Origin of the sequence: Catenuloplanes japonicus (genome assembly GCF_000717135.1) — a bacterium.
GTDB classification, from domain to species: domain Bacteria; phylum Actinomycetota; class Actinomycetes; order Mycobacteriales; family Micromonosporaceae; genus Catenuloplanes; species Catenuloplanes japonicus.
Window position 1 is genome coordinate 90,736 of sequence record NZ_JNXY01000037.1, and the last position, 15,843, is coordinate 106,578.

The following is a 15,843-nucleotide window of genomic DNA, read 5'->3' on the forward strand; positions in this document are numbered from 1 at the left end:
CTAGTTTGAGAAAGCGTCGATGATCCGCAGGATCCCCGGGCCCAGGATGACCACGAACAGCGCCGGGAACAGGCAGAAGACCAGCGGGAACAGGATTTTGATCGGCACCTTGCGGGCCCGCTCCTCCGCGCGTTGCCGCCGCTTGACCCGCATCTCCCGGGACTGTTCGCGCAGCACGGCCGCCACGGGGATGCCCAGCTCCGTGGCCTGCACGATCGACATCATCGCGTTGCGCAGCTCCGGGATGGTGGTGCGGTCCGCGAGCGCGCGCAGCGCCTCGCCGCGCCGCTTGCCCATCTGCATCTCCTGCAGCGCCCGCGCCAGCTCCCGGCCTAGCGGGCCGTCGATCCCGGCCGCGACCTGCTGCAACGCGGCGTCGAAGCCCAGCCCGGCCTCCACGCAGAGCGTGAGCATGTCCAGCGTGTCCGGCAGCGTGTCGAGCAACTGCTCCTGGCGGCGCTGGGCCGCGTTGAGCACCAGCAGGTAGGGGCCCCACAGCCCGATCACGCCGCCCGCGAGCGCGCCCAGGATCAGCGTGCTGACCGGCGGCAGACCGCGGACCGCGACGAGCAGAAGACCCAGAAGAGCACCGGTGGGTACGCCGAGGAGCAGTCCCCACCCCTGCGCTTCGAGGATCCGGGCCGGCGGCCAGGACGGCGGGTTGCCGGCGTGGTCGAGCGTGCGCTGCAGCCAGACGGCGGCCCAGTTCGGCGTGAGGCGGCTGGCGAGCAGCGTGACCGCGCGGCCGAGCGGACCGCGGCTGTGCGGCGTTCCGGACAGCGCGGTGCGGCGGCCCTGAGCGGCGCCGGGCGCGTAGACCGCGTCGATGTCCGCGAGCGCGCGGGCCAGGCCGCGGCGGCCCCCGCCGCCGGACACGACCGCCAGCAGCAGGATCAGCAGCGCGGCGAAGATGACGGTGAGGCCGGCGCCGAGCACGATGACGTCCACGTCAGACCTCCACCCGGACCACGCGGGTCAGCCAGAAGCCGCCGAGCACGACCATCACCACGCCGCCGGCGAGCATCACGATGCCGCGCGGGTCGGTGACGAGCGGCGCCACGTACTCCCGCCGGGTGAGGAACATGAACAGGCCCAGCACGACCGGCAGCGCGAGCAGCACCCAGGCGGAGAGGCGGCCCTCGGCGGAGAGCGCGCGCACGTGGCCGCGCAACAGCTCGCGCTCGCGGATCGTGGTGATCGTGTTGCCGAGCACCTCGGCGAGGTTGCCGCCGACCTCGCGCTGCACCCGGATCGCCATCACGGTCCAGGCCAGATCCTTGTTGTGCATGCGCGCGGCCACCCGGTCGAGCGCCTCCTCGATCTCCATGCCGAGCCGGACCTCGGCCAGCGCGCGGCTGAACTCGCCGCCCAGCGGGTCGACGGACTCGCGGACCATGGCGTCCAGCGCCTGCTGCAGTGAGAAACCGGAGCGCAGCGAGCCGATCACCATCTGGATCGCGTCCGGCAGCGCGGCGGAGAAGCGCTCCTCACGGCGGGCGGCGAGCCGCCGGTGGAACAGCGCGGTGGCCAGCACGCCGAGGAACGTGCCGAGCACGAACCCGAGCGGGCCGATGAGCAGCGTGACCACGACCGCGCAGCCGAGCGCGACGCCGATCCGGACCAGCAGCCACTCGCTGGGGCGTAGCTTGAGGCCGGCGCGGTCGAGCTGGCGGGACAGCCGCTCCTCCCAGCCGCGGGTGCGCACGACCTGCTCCGCGGCGGAGACCGCGACCCGGGCGAACGGGGACGACGGCTTGGGCACGGCGGACCGGTCCGCGCGGACCGCGGACGCGAACTCCTCCACCTGCGCCATCCGGCGGCGGCGCTCCACCATGCCGAACATGGGCGAGAAGATCAGCAGGAAGATCGCGAGCAGCGCCAGGAAGACCAGCACCGCCATCGCGGCCCGGAACGCGGGTGTGCCCGTCTCTATCACTGGAGCACGTCCTCCAGGCCCAGGTTGCGCGGGGACGGGTCGACGCCCTGGTCGGCGAGCTTGTCCAGGAACTGCGGCCGGATCCCGGTCGGCCGCAGCTCGCCCTGGTAGCGGCCGTACGCGTCGGTGCCGGACTTGAAGTCGAACGTGAAGATGTCCTGCGTCGTGATCACGTCGCCCTCCAGGCCGACCACCTCGGTCACGTGCGTGATCCGCCGCGTGCCGTCCCGGAGCCGGCTGAGGTGCACGATCACGTCCACCGCGGACGCGATCTGCTCCCGGATCGCGCGCACCGGCAGGTCCATGCCGGCCATCAGCACCATGGTCTCCAGGCGGGAGAGCGAGTCGCGCGCCGAGTTCGCGTGCACGGTGGTGAGCGAGCCGTCGTGGCCGGTGTTCATGGCCTGGAGCATGTCCAGCGCGGCGCCGTCGCGGACCTCGCCGACCACGATCCGGTCCGGGCGCATGCGGAGCGCGTTGCGGACCAGGTCGCGGATGGTGACCTCGCCGCGGCCCTCGATGTTCGGCGGCCGGTACTCCATGCGCACCACGTGGTCCTGGGCCAGCCTGAGCTCGGCCGCGTCCTCGATGGTGATGATCCGCTCGTGCGGCGGCAGCATCTGGGAGAGCACGTTGAGCAGCGTGGTCTTGCCGGTGCCGGTGCCGCCGGTGATCAGCACGTCGAGCCGGCCCTGGATGCAGCCGGACAGCAGCGAGGCGACCGAGTGGTTGAGCGTGCCGAATGCGATCAGGTCCTCGACGCCGTACGGGTTCGCCGCGAACTTCCGGATCGTCATCGCGGCACCGTCCAGCGTGACCGGCGGGATGACCGCGTTGACGCGGCTGCCGTCCGGCAGGCGGGCGTCGACCATCGGGCTGGACTCGTCGACGCGGCGCCCCACCCGGGAGACGATCTTGTCGATGACGCGGCGCAGGTGCCATTCGTCCAGGAACGCGGTCTCCACGGACTGGATCCGCCCGAAGCGCTCCACGTAGATCCGGTCCCAGGAGTTGACCATGATCTCCGTGATGTCCGGGTCGCGCAGCAGCGGCTCGATCGGGCCGTGGCCGACGATCTCGTCGATGACCTGCCGGAACGCCACACCACGGTCGCCGGCGGTGAGCTGGTCCTCCTTGGCGAGCAGGCCGGGCAGTGCCTCCCGGACGCGGCGCTCCAGCTCCTCCTCGTCCGCGCCGGCCTCGTACATCTGCGGCCCGAGCTGTTCCAGCAGCGCGCCGTGGGCCCGGCGGCGGACCTCGGCCAGCGGGTCGTAGGCACGGCGCACGTTGCGCCGGCCGAACGCGCCGTTGGTCGCGCCGGAGGTGGGCGTGGTGGCGCCGCTGAGCGGGAAGTTCGTGCTCGGCACCGCGGTCACCGGGATCGCGGTGGCCGGGTACGGCGAGTCCTCGTGCAGCGCCAGGACCTCAGCGGCGGAGAACCCGCTGCCGGTGCGCGGGATCTCGTCCGAACGACGCCGCTTCTGCTGGTCGGTCACGCCGTCTCCTCCGCTTCGCTCCCCCGACGCCCTGACCGGACACTGAGCCTCATGGCGCCCTCGCTTCGCTCGGTCACCGCAACTCACCTTCTCCCACGACGGGACAGCATGGACTTCAGGCCTCTGGAGGTGGACACGCCCGCGCCGATCCGGTGCGCGGCCAGGTCGCGGATCGCCTCGCTGACCGGGTGCGCCGGCGAGTCGAGCACGATGGGCACACCCCGGTTGATCGAGATGGAGACGTCGCGGCTGGCCGGGATCTGCGCGGTCAGCGGGATCCGCAGCACGCGCTCGATGTCGGCCGGCGTCACACCCAGCCGGGCATCGGCCCGGTTGAGGATGACCAGCCGGTTCTCCTTGCGATAGTCGAGCACGTCGAACGTGTCCAGCAGGATCCGCAGGTTCTTGATCGCGGTCACCGCGGGCGTGGCGACCAGCAGATATTGGTGCGAGGCGTCCAGCGCGGCCAGCACGTGGTCGTTGAAGACCGGCGGGCTGTCCACCACGACGTAGTCGTACATGCCGCGGGTCAGGTACAGGATCTCGGTGACCAGGTCGCGGCTGATCTGCTCCGCGATCGTCGGGACCACCGGTGCGAGCAGCACGTCCACACCCGGGCAGTAGTTCATGACCATGGTGCGCAGGCCGGTCTCGTCGATCCGGTCCGCGACCGGCACCGCGTCCGCGATGGTCCGCTCCGGCGACATCTGCAGCATCAGCGCCACGTCGCCGAGCGTCAGGTCCAGGTCGATCAGGCAGACGCGCTTGTCCCCGCCGGCTGCGAGCGCGACGGCCAGGTTCGCCGCGAGCATCGTCTTGCCACAGCCGCCCTTGGCCGCGTAGACCGTGATCACCTTTCCGTCGACCGCGTCCGCGCGCTCCGCGGTCTTCGCGTGCAGGCCGCCGTGCATGCGCCGGGAGAGATCCTGGGACCGCGCGCAGGCGGCCAGGATGTTCGTCGGGTCGTTGACGTCCGCGACCTCGCGCACGCCGGAGCGGATCGCCTCGGCCAGCACGGTCACCTCCAGCTGGTGACGCAGCAGCACCACGCCGAGCGACGGGCGGGCCAGCCGCTGCCGGGCCGCCAGGCTCACCGCCTCGGCCGCGGGCGTGTTCGGGCCCATCAGCACCAGCTGCTCGTCCGGGTCCTCGTTGAGCAGCGCGTACACCTCGTCGAGGCTGGTCGCGGTACGCACGTCGCCGCCGACCAGCATGCCGAAGTGCTGGGAGGCCTGGCGGGACGGTTCGTACAGGATGGTCATCGCGTGCTCACCCGAACACGTTGTTGTTGTCGACGCCGACGCCGGCCTGCACGTCGGACTCGTCGGTGAGCAGCGCGAGGTAGATCGCGCCCGCGTTCGCCGCGGTGATGATCTTCGCGGCCTCGACCGTGGACGCCGCGACCGTGACCAGCGTGGTCGGCTCGGAGTCCGCGGTGCCGTCCTGCGGCGTGATCGTCGTCTCGCCGGTGCCGTACTGACCGACCGCGATCACCTCGATCTTGGGCAGCAGCACCGCGGTGCCGCGCACGCCGTCGCCGCCGATCGTCTTGCGGGAGCCACCCGCGGTCGCGGTGTACGACGCGAACAGCGCCACGTGCGCGCCCGGCCGGACATAGCCCGCGACCTGCTGCGCCATCGACGCCTCGAAGCTCACCGCCACCTTGTCGCTCGGGATGGCCAGGCCGCTGGACGTCTCCGTCGCGTTCGCGAACATGCTGCCCAGCAGCAGCTGACCCGGTTGCAGTGTGGACGTGACCAGCTGTTTCTCCAGCTCGGGCGTGATCGCGGTGACCGCGCCGTCGGGCAGGCTGGAGGCCGGCATGCGGGTGGCGACGGCGAGCTGCCGGTCCCGGATGACCGCGCCGGTGGTGCCGGTGGAGATCCGCTGCTGGGCGACCAGAACCTCGATCGCGCTGACGTCGTCGACCGCGCGGTCATCGGCCCGGTTCACGTAGTACAGCACCGCGGAGGTGCCGAGCACGGCCAGGACGATCGCCAGGAAGACGGCGAGGATGCGACGTGACATGGGGAACAGTCCGTTTCTGATCGTCAGCCGGTGATGCGGATCGAGGTGGGACCGGCCGCGCCGCCGCCGTCCGGATCCGTGGTGAAGTAGCCGAACAGGCAGGACTCGGTGCCCACGGGGCAGTCGGCGTCCGCGTCCGAAGGGGGCGGCTGGCTCCACCGGTCGCCGGGCAGCGCGTCGCCGGTCTCCTTGGGCGGCCAGCCGCTCCTGCGCCAGCCGGTCACGACGAACCTGCGCACGCTGTCGATGTAGGCGCGGTCACCGTCGGCCGGCCGGTAGACCCCGACCGGGACCGGCGTCCGCTCCTCGTGCAGGCCGACCAGCGTGGCGAAGCAGTGCTCCCAGAACTCCTCCTCGTTGCCGCCGGCGGCGCCGGACAGCTCGCGGATCGTGCCGATGTCGAAGGACGCGTCGCACCGCGCGGCGCTGCCGGTCACCTCGCCGCCGAAGCCGTCCGTCGCGTCGCTCGGCCGCTCACCGGGCGCGCGCGTCCAGCCGGGGTTCCGGCAGTAGCCGTAGCCGTCACCCTCCCTGCCGATCTCCCGGAACGGGAGCGTGACCTCGGCCTTCGGGTCGGCCGCGTGGCCGGCGCCGGACGGCTCCGGCTGCAGGCCGTGTTCACCGACCACGTGCGCGACCACGCACTCCGAGAACACGACCGGCAGCGCGTCCTTCACCGTGCCGATCGCGCGCCAGGACGCACGCGCGCAGGCCGCGACCGTCACGCCGTCCGTGCCGGTCACCGCGCCGGCGAAGACCGGGGGCAGCGCGGACGTCTCGCCGTCCCGGGCGGTGCGCACGCGGACCTCGATGTAGTCGCCCGATCTGCTGCCGAGACAGGCGGTCAGGTTCGACGCGGGCTGGAGGCAGGGCTGGATCGGCTTGTGCTCGGAGGCGGGCACGTGCACCACGCCGCAGACCGCGCTGACCTCGACCCCGGCGTCCTTGACGTTCTGCCGGGCGTAGCGGCCGCCCTCCAGCAGCATCAGGTCCTCGTTGCACTCGGGCCGGCGCATCGCGCACACCTTGGCCACCGCGATCGCGGCCGCGTCCGCCGCGGTCTGCAGCTGGGCCCGCTCCGCGTAGATCAGCCCGACGTCCACGGTCAGCGCGCCGAGCCCGAACACCATGCCGCTGGTGATCATCATGCTGACGAGGACGGCGACCGCGCCGCGGTCCCTCCGGCGCGGCCGCCACTCGGTCAGGCGCGGCACGGCATGACCGCCTTGGCCTTCAGCTGAATGACGTGGGGGTTGACGAAGTCGGCGAACACGCCGAGCGGCGTGATGAACTCGAAGCCGTAGACGACCTCGTACGACGCGTCGTTCTGCTCCACGAGGCAGTCGCCGCCGGTCACGCCCTGCCAGTGACCGTCCCGCAGCGTGTCGGCCGACGGCGGGCCGCCCAGCACGCCGGTCGCGACCGTCGCGGCCTTCTCCTTGCTGACCAGCGTGAACGCGCGGGCGCCCTCACGGGCGGCCTCGGTGACCCGGATCTGCGCGTTCAGCATCCGGCCGAAGTCGACCATCGCGAAGATCACCATCAGCAGCAGCGGCAGGACGAGGGCGGTCTCCACCGCCGCGGCACCCCGATCGGCGCGCCGGCGCACCTCCCTGACCTGCATGACTGCCTTTCCGTCTCGTCCCGGTGGGTTTACGGCTGACCGGTCGCGGTCGTGCAGGGCGTCGGCGCGGTTCCTTCGACGATGCCTTCACAGGTCTTCTTGAAGAGCCCGCTCAGCACGTCCTCCAGGGCGAACACCACGACGGCCAGCACGGCCGCGACGCCCGCGATGATCAGGGCGTACTCGACCGCGGTCGCGCCACGGTCGCTCCGGCGGGCGGCGTCCACCCGGTCCGCGGCGAGCACGGCCGCCCGTACGAACAGGTTGAGCATCTCTTCTCCCCTTGGTCCTTGGTGGTCGGATCGGCCTCGGTACGGGCCGAGAACCGACTCTGCCCGCCACAGCCACCATGACTAGTCGGGCGACCGGGCCGAGGGAATCGACAGCGCGGGGGGTGGATGTCGATGGGATGACACCCCTGAGTGACAGTGGATGGGCCGTTCGGCCCACCCCAAACCGAGCTAATGCCGCATATCCACACTCATAAATGGAAGATAATTCCGTTTTGCGACACGGCACGTCGCTCACACCGGTGATGTCAGATAACCGATAGCCGAACGACGATTTCCCACCGTTCGGCCGATCGACGCACACCGATCAGACACGCGCCCCGAGCAGTGGATCTACGGGCGGAAGATCATCCGAAGAGCGGCAGACCGTGCCGCGCGACCACGACCGCGACCAGCGCGCCGGCCAGCAGCGCCGGCCCCAGTGGAAGGTCGGTGCCGCGCCCGGCCTTGCCCGTGAACAGCAGGAACAGCGCCACGGGACCGTTCAGCAGGTGCGGCGCGAGCAGGCCGAACACCAAGGCGGGCCAGCCCAGCCAGCCCAGCATCAGGCCGAGCACGGCGGAGAGCTTCACGTCGCCGAAGCCCAGGTTCGCGCCCGGGATCAGCGCGATGACCAGATACACACCGAAGAGGACGGCGGCGCCGAGCAGCGCGCGCAGCAGCGGCGCGAACGACCAGTCGAGCAGCGAGACGAGCAGCAGCACGCCGCCGCCGAGCACGGCCGCGGCCGCGACCAGCGGGTCCGGCAGCCGCAGCACGGCCAGGTCGACGAACGCGAGCAGCACGCCGATCGCGCCGACCGCCAGGTAGCCGGGCAGCACCGGGTCCGGGCCGAACGCCCAGCCGAGCGCGCCGAGCGTCAGCGCGCCGGCCGCCGTGGTCAGCCAGGGGCGAGGGCCGAGTCGTCGGCCACAGCCGGGGCAGGCAACGCGGACGCGTACCCATGAATCGCTCTTGTGGTTGCAGTTCTCACAGGCGGAACGGGGTGGCTCGCCGTATTCGACGGACAACCGCCACGTCACCCGGGGCGTCAGGAGACCCACGATCGCGCCCAGCACGGTCGTGACCACAACGAGTGAGACGGACACCGACCGCATCGTAGCCCGCCTGATCACGACACGAGTTGCCGACACTGGCACACTTCCGGGAGGTGGGGGAGGGGCGTGCCCCGGATACGGTGGCTGAGGCCGCCCGCCCACGCAGGCAGCTGACGCAGGAGCTCGGTAGGAGGCAGTTCCATGTCGAATTACGGACCGCCCGGGGGGCCGCCCGGACGTGGCCGCGACCCGCACGAGGAGCCTTACACCGAGCCGTCCGACCCATGGGGTGACTGGGGCCGTGACTCCAACGAGGCCGTGCCCGAGCAACAACAGGGCTACGACCAGGGTGGGTACGACCGTGGCGCCTACCAGCAGGGTTACGGCGGCAACCAGGGGTACGGCGCCGGAAACTACGACGTCACCGGCACCGGCTACGCGCAGCGTCCCGCCGAGGCCGCGCCCGGCGGCTGGAACCCGGCGCCCGCGCCGGTCGCACCGCCGCCGCGCAAGAGCAGTGCCGGCATCATCGCGCTCGTCGCGATCCTGGTCGTGCTGGTGCTGGCCGGCGGTGGTGGCGCCGCCTACTTCCTGCTGAACAACGACAACGGTGGCAACGAGGCGACCGGCGACCCGACTCCGCCGCCGTCCAGCAGCGCGGCCGCGACGCCGTCCGCCACTCCGGCCCCCTCCTCGACGGCCACGGTCAGCGATGCCCGCAACGTGAAGAAGGGCGAGTGCGTCCAGAACGTGGGATCTGACGAGAAGCCCTCACTGAAGGTCGCCGAGTGTGACGAGAAGGGTGTGTACGAGGTGCTGGACCGCTTCGACGCGCCCGCCGCGGGCCAGGAGGACGCACAAAAGAAGTGCGCGGATGTCGAGGGATACACAAACTATTACTTCTTCAACAGTCAGCTTGATTCCCTTGACTTCGTCCTTTGCCTGAAGCAGCGGTAGGGTCCCCCAGCAGCGGGGGGACCTTGGTGAGGCTTCCTCGGTGCGCGAGAAACACAACCTAGGAGTGCCGATGTCGAGCTACGGACCACCCCCCGGTCCCGGCCAGCCCGAGTATGACCCGAACAACCCCGCCGGGACCTATCCGCCGCCGCCTCCGCCCTCCTACGGTCAGCCGGCGTACGGCACTCCGCCGCAGGGTGCGCAGGGGGACATACCGCCCCCGCCGCCGGTCTCGGGTCAGCCGAACTACGGTCAGCCGAACTACGGCGCACCCGTCTCCGGGCAGCCCAGCTACGGCGCGCCCATCTCCGGGCAGCCGAACTACGGCGCGCCGGTCTCGGGGCAGCCCGGCTACGGACAGCAGCCGAACTACGGCGCACCGGTGTCCGGGCAGCCCGGTTACGGCGGTTACGACGCGGCACCGCCGCCTCCGCCGCCGTACGGCACCGACCCGCAGGCGCCCTACAGCGGTGCTCCGTACGCCGCGCCCTACGCCGACCCGAACCAGCCGGTGCAGGGTTACGGCGCGCCGCTGCCCCCGCCCGGCCCGCCGCTGCAGGGCGGTGGCTGGCAGGCGCCGCCGCCGCAGGGTGGTGGCAGCGGTGCCGGAAAGGTCGTCGGCATCATCGTCGGCGCGGTGCTGGTCTTCGCGCTGCTGATCTGCGGTGGCGTCGTGTACGGCATCAACCAGGCCGGCAACGCGGTGGACAACGCGCTCGACAACCTCCCGACCACGGTCCCCACGCTGCCGACGCTGCCGACGGAGGACCCGTTCCCGACACCGACCGGCGGCAGCGAGGACGACGACGCGGCCGACAGCGTCAAGGTCGGCGACTGCATCGTCAACGACGGCACGGACGAGAACGCGTCGATCCGCGTGGTGCCCTGCGCCAAGGACACGCTGGAGGTGCTGATCCGCATCCCGTTCACGGATGACGGCGAAGAGGCATGCAAGGACGTCGAGGGCGCGGACTCCTGGTACATGTATACGTCGTCGTCCGTGGGCGGCGTCGGTGACTACGTGCTCTGCCTGAAGACGCTGACCGAGGCGCCGAAGACCTCCTGATAGCTCTTTCTAAGGCCGTCTAGCGATACTGCTAGACGGCCTTAGTCATGTATCGAGACATCTACCGGGGTCTAGCTTCCGCCCTAGACAGCCCGATACGGTGCAAGGCGTGGATCCGATCCGGAACCCCTACGCCCCCGGCGCCGGCCAGCGCCCACCCGAGCTCGCCGGCCGGGACCGCGAGGTGGAGGCGTTCGAGGTCGTCCTGGAACGCATCGCCCGCGGCCGCCCGGAGCGCAGCCTGGTCCTCACCGGCCTGCGCGGCGTCGGCAAGACCGTGCTGCTCAACAGCCTCCGCTCGCAGGCCATCGGCCGCCTCTGGGGCACCGGCAAGATCGAGGCCCGGCCGGACACGTCGCTGCGCCGCCCGGTCTCGGCCGCGCTGCACATGGCGGTCCGCGAGCTGGCCGGCCGGCACCGCGCACCCGAGCGCATCGACGACTTCCTGGGCGTGCTCAAGGCGTTCGCGCTACGGTCCAACGACGGCACCACCAAGCTGCGCGAGCGCTGGCAGCCCGGCATCGACGTGCCGGCCGTCCGCGGGCGCGCCGACTCCGGCGACATCGAGATCGACCTGGTCGAGCTGTTCACGGACGCGGCCGCGATCGCCACCGACGTCGGCACCGGCATCGCGATCTTCATCGACGAGATGCAGGACCTCGGCACCGAGGACATCTCTGCGCTCTGCGCCGCCTGCCACGAGCTCTCCCAGCTCGGCGGCCCGCTGATCGTGGTCGGCGCCGGCCTGCCGCACCTGCCCGCCGTGCTCTCCGCCGCGAAGTCGTACTCCGAACGCCTGTTCCGCTACCAGCGCATCGACCGTCTGGACCGGCTCGCCGCCGACCGCGCGCTCGGTGCACCCGCGCTGCGCGAACAGGTCGCCTACGAGCCGAAGGCGCTCGACCTGCTCTACGAGAAGTCCGGCGGCTATCCCTACTTCGTCCAGGCCTACGGCAAGGCCACCTGGGACCACGCGCCACAGACGCCGATCACCGTCGCGGACGTGCGGGTCGCCGCGCCCGAGGCCGAGGCGGAGCTGGCCGTCGGCTTCTTCGGCTCCCGCTTCGAGCGCGCCACGCCGGCCGAACGCGACTACATGCGCGCGATGGCCGCGCTCTCCCTCGACGACGACGGCCCCGGCACCGCCGTCCCCACCGCCGAGATCGCGAAGTCCCTGGCCCGCCGCCCCGCCAGCCTGTCGCCCGCCCGCGACGCCCTGATCAAGAAGGGCCTGATCTACTCCGGCGAGCGCGGCACGGTCGCTTTCACCGTGCCCCACTTCGCCCGCTACCTGCGTACCCAGCCCATTTAAAGATCAAGATCTTTATTTTCCCACTCTGCGGGTGGTTGCGGTCCGCATGCTCCCGCGGGCACCGGTCGTCGCTGGCGCTCCTCCCTGCCGGTCCCGCCGTGGTCCGGAAGAACCCGCACGGTGGTTCACAAGCCGTCACCCACCACGCCTGGGCGGTCGGCGCGACCCGCCGCCTCAACGCTTCCGGCACCATGGAGCCGCACCGAAGGCGGCTACCGGGCGCTCAGGCGCGAGAACGCCGCAGGGCGCGAGAACGCCGCAGGGCGCGAGAACGCCGCAGGGCGCGAGAACGCCGCAGGGCGCGAGAACGCCGCAGGGCGCTCCGCGCCCGAAATTTCGGGAAATAGCGTGTTGTTTACCCGGCACCGAGCGCGTCGGGAGCGCAGACGGCCATCAAGCGCAGTTGACCCACTCGTCGGTGCCGTCGGTGAAGACCTGGCGCTTCCAGACCGGGATGCGGGCCTTGACCTCGTCGACCAGGCGGGCGCAGGCGGTGAAGGCGGCGGCGCGGTGGGCGGTGCTCACGGCCGCGACCAGGGCGACGTCGCCGATCTTCAGCGGGCCGTAGCGGTGGGAGACCGCGACCGCGTACACATCGGGGTCGGCCAGGATCTCGGCGGCGACCTCGCGCAGGACGGCCTCGGCACTGGGGTGCGCCTCGTACTCCAGCAGCTCCACGGAGCGGCCGTGGTCGTGGTCACGCACCACGCCCGCGAAGGACACCACGGCGCCGGCGCGCACGTCAGAGACCGCGGCCTCGTGCGCGGCGACGTCCAGAACCTGGTCGGTAACCTCGATCACCGTCGTTCTCCGTTCAGGAGCGGCAGGGGGACGAGCGTGGTGCGCGCACCCTCCTCGCCGGACGTTCCGGGTGGGATCACGGCGAAGCCGGACGCACCGGCCAGGCCGCGCAGCATCGACGAGCCCACGTGCGCCATCGGCCAGGCCACGCCGGCCGCGTCCACCCGTACCAGTGCGAGGTGGGTGTCCGTGCCTCGGCCGCGGATCGGCGCGCCCAGCGTCACCTCGGGCAGCTGCGGCTGCGCGCGACCGGACAGGCCGGCCAGCAGCGGTGCCACCAGCGACATCAGCGCCACGATCGCGGACTGGGGGTTGCCCGGCAGGCCGGCGAGGAACCGGTCCCGGCCGTCCGGGCCGGGCACGCGCGCGACCAGCATCGGGAAGCCCGGACGCACGCCCACCGTGTTGATCAGGTACTCCCCGCCGAGCTCGCGCAGTGCCGGGTGCAGGTGGTCGACCGGGCCGCGCATGGTGCCGCCGGTCGTGCAGATCAGGTCAGCCGAGTCGAGCGCGGTGCGGATCGCGTCCACGTGCGCGTCCAGCGTGTCCTTCACCGGCCCGTGCACCACGCCCGCGCCGACGGTCGCGCCGAGGCGCCGCAGCCAGGACGGGAGCGCCGGGCCGAGCGCGTCGCGGACCAGCCCTTCGCCCGGCAGTCCGTCCGTCAGCAGCTCGTCGCCGAAGACCAGGACGGCGGCGCGCGGGCGGCGGTGCACCGGCAGCGCGTCGTAGCCGCAGTGCGCGGCCAGGCCGATCACGCCGGGGTCGACCGCGGTGCCGGCCGGGAAGAGCTCTTCGCCGCGGGCCGCCTCGTCACCGGGCACCCGCCACTCCGGCTCGCTGCGCGGCGTGCCCTCGATCCGGCCGTCCGCCGTGGTCCGGGAGTCCTCGGTGCGCAGGATCGCCTCGGTCCCCTCCGGCACCATCGCCCCGGTCGCGACCTCGATCGCGACCCCGCTCCCGGCCGCCCGCGCCGCGCTGTTGCCAGCCGCGTCGCCGTGGGCCGCCGTGTCGCCGTGGGCCGCCGTCTCGCCGTGGACCCCGGTGACGCGGCCACCGGATGCGCCGGTGTGAGACGCGCCGGCGCTGGCCGCACCGGGATCGGACGTGCCGGGGTCGGTGGGCATCGGGGGAGCGACGGAACCCGCCAGGACGCGGCCGAGCAGGCGCCATGGCGGTGCGCCGCGCACCGCGTAACCGTCGATGCTCGACGTGGGAAACGGCGGCAGGTCGGTGAGGGTGACCAGCGCTTCGGCCAGCGTGCGGCCGTCCGCGTCGGCCAGCGCGACCTGCTCGGCGCCGGGCATCGCGTCCCGGCCGGCCAGGTAGGCGATCCGCTGCGCGTCAGCCCATGCGACCGGCGTCGCGGGTGTGGTCTCAGAACTCACGCACCGAGCCTAGCCGCTGGCGAGCCCTCGCTCTTCCGCGCGCACCTTTGCTCTGCTTACACATGTTGACCGGGGGGCCTGAGGAGACTGGTCCCAGGCGGCGCCAGACGGCAATATTCCGAAATTTCGGGTGTAAGAGGTCCGGCCCAGCGCAGGCCGATGACCCGCTCGCCTTGAAGAGTGATCCACATGGGTTCGTTCCTCAGCACACCGCAGCGCGGGCGCTCCGCACCCGAAATATCGGCATAAGTCTTCGGGCGCACGAAGCCCTTCGACGCACCGGAGACCACATCGCGGAAAACGATCGCAGCGCGGAGCGGACCATCCGCGCGGAGCAGACCGAGCCCGCACCGGGCGCCGGAACGACGCGGCGGGTCCAGCGGCCCGTGCGGGTTTGGAGGTGACCAGCCACGGATGGTGAGCCCGCGGGAGCACGCGGGACGCCACCACGCTGGAAGCGGGAAAATGAGTAGTTGATCTTTGGTTTGGGTTAGTGGTCGCCGCCTTTGAGCTGGTCGATGGCGTGGGGGAGGAGGGGGGCGAGGACGGCGAGGCCGTCGCGGGCGCCGCCGGTGGAGCCGGGGAGGTTGACGATCAGCGTGCGGCCGGCGACGCCGGCGAGGGCGCGGGAGAGCGCGGCGGCCGGGACCTTGTCGCGGCTGTGGGCGCGGATGGCCTCGGCGATGCCGGGGATCTCGTAGTCGAGGAGCGCGCGCGTCACGTCGGGCGTGCGGTCGGTCGGGGTGATGCCGGTGCCGCCGCTGGTCAGCACCAGGTTGATGCCGTCCGCGACGGCGGCGCGCAGGGCTGCGCCGACCGGGTCGCCGTCCGGGACCACGATCGGGTCGGCGACGTCGCAGCCGAGGTCACGCAGGCCGTTGACCAGGATCGGGCCGCTGGTGTCGGTGTAGACGCCGGCGGCGGCGCGGTTGGAGGCGACGATGACTCGTGCGGTGATCACGGGCGGTCCTCGGGGCGCTGCCAGTCGCCGGTCTTGCCGCCGGTCTTGGTGAGTACGCGGACGTCGGAGATCACGGCGGCCGGGTCGACGGCCTTGACCATGTCGACCAGCGTGAGGCCGGCGACCGTGACCGCGGTGAGTGCCTCCATCTCGACGCCGGTGCGGTCGTTCGTGCGGACCGTGGCGGTGATCTCCACGGTGGACTCGCCGGGCGTGAGGTCCAGGACCACGCCGGTGAGCGCGATCGGGTGGCAGAGCGGGATCAGGTCGGGGGTGCGCTTGGCGCCCATGATGCCGGCGATGCGCGCGGTCGCCAGCGCGTCGCCCTTCGGCAGCCCGTCGCGGCGCAGGAGCGTGACGACCTCGGGGGTCGTGCGGAGCACTCCGGCGGCCACTGCGGTACGTGTGGTTACCGACTTCGCGGACACGTCGACCATCCGGGCGGCGCCGGCGGAATCGACATGCGTCAGGTTTCGGGGATCGGTCACAAGGGCAGTTTATGAGTACGGCTGGTAGCGCCGCCGGGATGTTCGCGGCGACCGCCATTTCACGCGCCCGGACGCGTTCATGCGACTCGAATTTGCGACACTGTCACTCGTACGTGATCTGCCGTCAATTGGTGTGCGCACCTACCCTGATCAGGGAAATCATGGCTCAGGCCAGACGGATCCAAAAACAATGCATTCTGTTGTCATACGGTTTCTCTAAGTAATCAATAGCGCCTGCTTTAGCATTTCCCGAAACGAGAGACATTTCAATCTTTCGCTGCTTTCGCGCCGAATATATGGTCGGTTCCAGCAACACACCAAGCGGGGTTCGGCGAAGACCTCCAAGACTTTTTAAATAGCACGAGACAACAACGCAAAGGGGGAGAGCACAATGCGTGGCACCGATTGGCTCTGAGACTCATTCCAAACTGGAACTAGGCCGGCAGACACGTTCCCAGT

At 71.3% G+C, this 15,843-nt stretch carries 16 protein-coding genes; 3 read left to right on the forward strand and 13 right to left on the reverse strand.

Going from position 1 to position 15,843, the window contains the following annotated elements; genetic code table 11:
* The 9 genes from OP04_RS40815 to OP04_RS40855 all read right to left on the reverse strand — a co-directional run bounded on the left by OP04_RS40815 (nt 1) and on the right by OP04_RS40855 (nt 8,462).
* The gene (locus OP04_RS40815; RefSeq protein WP_033345360.1) at nt 1-948 is read right to left on the reverse strand and encodes a type II secretion system F family protein; all 948 of its coding nucleotides are present in this window, start codon (nt 946-948) and stop codon (nt 1-3) included.
* Between the two features lies 1 nt (nt 949).
* Nucleotides 950-1,936 (reverse strand): type II secretion system F family protein, encoded by a 987-nt coding sequence (locus OP04_RS40820; protein ID WP_157241029.1) that lies wholly within the window; start codon nt 1,934-1,936, stop codon nt 950-952.
* Complete coding sequence (locus OP04_RS40825; protein ID WP_063746849.1) at nt 1,933-3,432, reverse strand: CpaF family protein; 1,500 nt, start codon at nt 3,430-3,432, stop codon at nt 1,933-1,935. Before OP04_RS40825 ends, OP04_RS40820 begins: the two co-directional genes overlap by 4 nt.
* An 83-nt stretch (nt 3,433-3,515) precedes the next feature.
* Nucleotides 3,516-4,694, reverse strand: a complete 1,179-nt coding sequence (locus OP04_RS40830) for an AAA family ATPase (RefSeq protein ID WP_033345361.1) — start codon at nt 4,692-4,694, stop codon at nt 3,516-3,518.
* Nucleotides 4,695-4,701: 7 nt separating this feature from the next.
* The gene (cpaB, locus tag OP04_RS40835) at nt 4,702-5,460 is read right to left on the reverse strand and encodes a Flp pilus assembly protein CpaB (protein WP_033345362.1); all 759 of its coding nucleotides are present in this window, start codon (nt 5,458-5,460) and stop codon (nt 4,702-4,704) included.
* 23 nt (nt 5,461-5,483) lie between these two features.
* Nucleotides 5,484-6,674, reverse strand: coding sequence for a pilus assembly protein TadG-related protein (locus OP04_RS55045; protein WP_033345363.1), 1,191 nt, complete (start codon nt 6,672-6,674; stop codon nt 5,484-5,486).
* Nucleotides 6,662-7,084, reverse strand: coding sequence for a TadE family protein (locus tag OP04_RS40845; protein WP_033345364.1), 423 nt, complete (start codon nt 7,082-7,084; stop codon nt 6,662-6,664). Before OP04_RS40845 ends, OP04_RS55045 begins: the two co-directional genes overlap by 13 nt.
* A gap of 29 nt (nt 7,085-7,113) precedes the next feature.
* Entirely contained in the window at nt 7,114-7,356 is a 243-nt protein-coding gene (locus OP04_RS40850; protein ID WP_051799842.1) for a Flp family type IVb pilin, read from the reverse strand.
* A 365-nt stretch (nt 7,357-7,721) separates the two neighbouring features.
* Nucleotides 7,722-8,462 (reverse strand): prepilin peptidase, encoded by a 741-nt coding sequence (locus OP04_RS40855; protein WP_232323926.1) that lies wholly within the window; start codon nt 8,460-8,462, stop codon nt 7,722-7,724.
* Between the two features lie 150 nt (nt 8,463-8,612).
* On the opposite strand from OP04_RS40855, the gene OP04_RS40860 reads away from it, so the two are divergent.
* The 3 genes from OP04_RS40860 to OP04_RS40870 all read left to right on the forward strand — a co-directional run bounded on the left by OP04_RS40860 (nt 8,613) and on the right by OP04_RS40870 (nt 11,746).
* On the forward strand, nt 8,613-9,368 hold the full coding sequence (locus tag OP04_RS40860; protein ID WP_157241031.1) for an LppU/SCO3897 family protein: 756 nt from the start codon (nt 8,613-8,615) through the stop codon (nt 9,366-9,368).
* Nucleotides 9,369-9,438: 70 nt separating this feature from the next.
* Nucleotides 9,439-10,434 (forward strand): LppU/SCO3897 family protein, encoded by a 996-nt coding sequence (locus OP04_RS50665; protein WP_051799845.1) that lies wholly within the window; start codon nt 9,439-9,441, stop codon nt 10,432-10,434.
* A gap of 109 nt (nt 10,435-10,543) precedes the next feature.
* Nucleotides 10,544-11,746, forward strand: coding sequence for an ATP-binding protein (locus OP04_RS40870; protein WP_033345366.1), 1,203 nt, complete (start codon nt 10,544-10,546; stop codon nt 11,744-11,746).
* A 393-nt stretch (nt 11,747-12,139) separates the two neighbouring features.
* Here the strand turns inward: OP04_RS40870 and OP04_RS40875 are convergent, their stop codons facing one another.
* From OP04_RS40875 to moaC, 4 genes are all read right to left on the reverse strand, one after another.
* A complete protein-coding gene (locus tag OP04_RS40875; RefSeq protein WP_033345367.1) occupies nt 12,140-12,547 on the reverse strand; it encodes a molybdenum cofactor biosynthesis protein MoaE in 408 nt (135 codons plus the stop codon).
* The gene (locus OP04_RS48785) at nt 12,544-13,935 is read right to left on the reverse strand and encodes a molybdopterin molybdotransferase MoeA (protein WP_035087123.1); all 1,392 of its coding nucleotides are present in this window, start codon (nt 13,933-13,935) and stop codon (nt 12,544-12,546) included. The genes OP04_RS40875 and OP04_RS48785 overlap by 4 nt, the downstream gene beginning before the upstream one ends.
* Nucleotides 13,936-14,425: 490 nt before the next feature.
* Entirely contained in the window at nt 14,426-14,896 is a 471-nt protein-coding gene (locus OP04_RS40885; protein WP_033345368.1) for a MogA/MoaB family molybdenum cofactor biosynthesis protein, read from the reverse strand.
* Nucleotides 14,893-15,384 (reverse strand): cyclic pyranopterin monophosphate synthase MoaC, encoded by a 492-nt coding sequence (gene moaC, locus OP04_RS40890; protein ID WP_063746851.1) that lies wholly within the window; start codon nt 15,382-15,384, stop codon nt 14,893-14,895. The genes OP04_RS40885 and moaC overlap by 4 nt, the downstream gene beginning before the upstream one ends.
* Nucleotides 15,385-15,843 lie beyond the last annotated feature (459 nt).

Coding starts and splice junctions, on each gene's coding strand:
- OP04_RS40830 (WP_033345361.1), bottom strand. CDS start 4,694: ATGACCATCCTGTACGAACCGTCCCGCCAGGCCTCCCAGCACTTCGGC.
- cpaB (WP_033345362.1), bottom strand. CDS start 5,460: ATGTCACGTCGCATCCTCGCCGTCTTCCTGGCGATCGTCCTGGCCGTG.
- OP04_RS40845 (WP_033345364.1), bottom strand. CDS start 7,084: ATGCAGGTCAGGGAGGTGCGCCGGCGCGCCGATCGGGGTGCCGCGGCG.
- OP04_RS40850 (WP_051799842.1), bottom strand. CDS start 7,356: ATGCTCAACCTGTTCGTACGGGCGGCCGTGCTCGCCGCGGACCGGGTG.
- OP04_RS40860 (WP_157241031.1), top strand. CDS start 8,613: ATGTCGAATTACGGACCGCCCGGGGGGCCGCCCGGACGTGGCCGCGAC.
- OP04_RS50665 (WP_051799845.1), top strand. CDS start 9,439: ATGTCGAGCTACGGACCACCCCCCGGTCCCGGCCAGCCCGAGTATGAC.